The sequence below is a fragment of the Dokdonella immobilis genome (assembly GCF_900115085.1).
Classification (GTDB): Bacteria; Pseudomonadota; Gammaproteobacteria; order Xanthomonadales; family Rhodanobacteraceae; genus Dokdonella; species Dokdonella immobilis.
On record NZ_FOVF01000069.1, the window covers coordinates 1 to 1,919 of the forward strand.

Here is a 1,919-nt window from a genome sequence, read left to right on the forward strand (position 1 = left end):
CAAACGCCTAAGAGCTCAGGGCCACAGCCTCACTCACCCGGAGTTGACGGGAAGTCTCTTGAGGAATAGTTCGCCACCCAGCGCCTCAACGACTCGAACCCAGCGCTTTGCAAGGTACCGCGTTGTGATGACCGAAACCACAAGCAAAGCCGGCCCGAGCAATAGCCACCAGTAGCTGACTATAAACGCGCCGACTGTAGTGAGTGGCCCGCCAGAGAAATTGCCAGACGCTTCAAATTGCGGCGCTACGTACACGAGATATGCGGCGAGCGGGAGCTCCAGCGCGAGCCCGACAAAACCAAGTACCCCATAGCAAAGGGAGGTAACAGTACCTACGAACAGAAAACGACGTGGTAGCGCAGGACGATGCCTCAGAACAACGATGGCAGAATAGATAACAGGTGCAAGTATGCAAAGAAGGTAGGTAATGCTTACGAGCAAGACCAACGTCCAGGCTTGAGGTGAGGACGTAGAGAGGATGCTCATAGGTGGCTAACACCTGAGTTAAGCCGCGCCGCCAAGCGGCGTCGGCTTGAATGAATTGTTAGGGCCCATTGAGTACACGAGCAGTGAGCCAGAACACAGCCCCTTGTGCACCACGGGAGTGTCCTTGGGATTTTCGTACTGCGTCAGATCGAGGCTGACTGGCAATAAAGCCCCCAAGGAATCCCGTTGCCCATCTGCGAGACCAGCCCAATCGCAGAAGTTGCCAGGCAAACCCTTTGGGCTAAGAATCTCTACTGCTACATCGAGATCGCTGTTCTCTCGACTAGTGCCTCTGACCCTGCTGCCAAATAGATATGCGGCCGAGACTCTAGGCTGAGTTGCGGCCCAATCGTGAACGATCTTCCCGAGTTCTTCGATGCTTGGCATAGGCCCTAACGCTTGAGTTGAGCCGCGCCGCAGAGCGGCGTCGGCTTGAATGAATTGTTAGGCCTCACCGCAGATTATGAGATCCACTTCCGCAAATAGCTCCGTGTCACTTGTATAGATTGGCGGGGTAGTCCAAAACTCGTGGGCCTGAACTTCCAGATTGAAGTGCCCCATATTCCACGCCGTATAGCAGACGCGATGGATGGATACTGGATCAGATGCAAAAGCAACCCGATAGATCTTTTCACGCATTCCTCGGCGATCCCGGAAAGATTCTGCATCCTGAAGAGAATCAAAAACGAAACTTGACCTGAAGCGACTTGGCTTGTGGGAATAGTGAGTACTGCGCACTCTCTCTCGCAGGAACTCGCCATCTGGATCATCGCGGACATACCGACAGTCGCTCGCTAGAAGTGCGCCAAAGCTACCTTTTGCCTTTAATTCACCGTGATTGAATGCTTCGGGCGAAACATGGAAGTAGATGCGGCGCATTGGAGTTTCAATCATGAGGCCTAACACCGGAAATAAGCAGCCGCGTCAGCGGTCGGCTTGATTGAATAGTTGGGCCGAAGCATGCCGCCTACCAGGCGATTACCGCAAGCACAAAAGCAACAAGAGCAACCACTGTAAGGGCCAACAGGCCGACAAAGTTCATACCGCCTGCGCAATCTGCACAGTACGACCCAGACCCCGACCAGCCCCCCAGGAACAGGGCGCCATACCACTTGAGTGCGCCCGAAACTGCCGGCCGTTCGCGGCATTGCTCGCATAGTGCTTTCATTCGGCCCAACGCCTGAATTAAGCCGAGCCGCGAAGCGGCTTCGGCTTGAATGAATTGTTAGCGCTCACCCGGCGCCTTTATAAGTAAAGCGGCCCCATGGATAGGCGCCGACTCTGGAATACAGGTGGGAGCGAACAGCATTGCTGCTTTTGGCGGCGAGAAAGTTGATGAAGTTTGCCGACGACATTACATCACGCTTGAGCACACTCTTGCTGTGCTTTACACGGTGTGCGATACCTCCGCGTACAGTAATAAGGCCATCTAG

At 54.4% G+C, this 1,919-nt stretch carries 3 protein-coding genes; all 3 read right to left on the bottom strand.

Features of this window, described 5'->3' with window-relative positions:
- Positions 1-504 precede the first annotated feature (504 nt).
- Complete coding sequence (locus BM125_RS21055; protein WP_092411122.1) at positions 505-873, bottom strand: nucleotidyltransferase family protein; 369 nt, start codon at positions 871-873, stop codon at positions 505-507.
- A 57-nt stretch (positions 874-930) separates the two neighbouring features.
- A complete protein-coding gene (locus BM125_RS20060; protein ID WP_139225143.1) occupies positions 931-1,380 on the bottom strand; it encodes a hypothetical protein in 450 nt (149 codons plus the stop codon).
- Positions 1,381-1,718: 338 nt separating this feature from the next.
- Positions 1,719-1,919 (bottom strand): hypothetical protein (locus tag BM125_RS20530; RefSeq protein WP_217647934.1); only part of this gene is annotated, 201 nt, incomplete at its 5' end.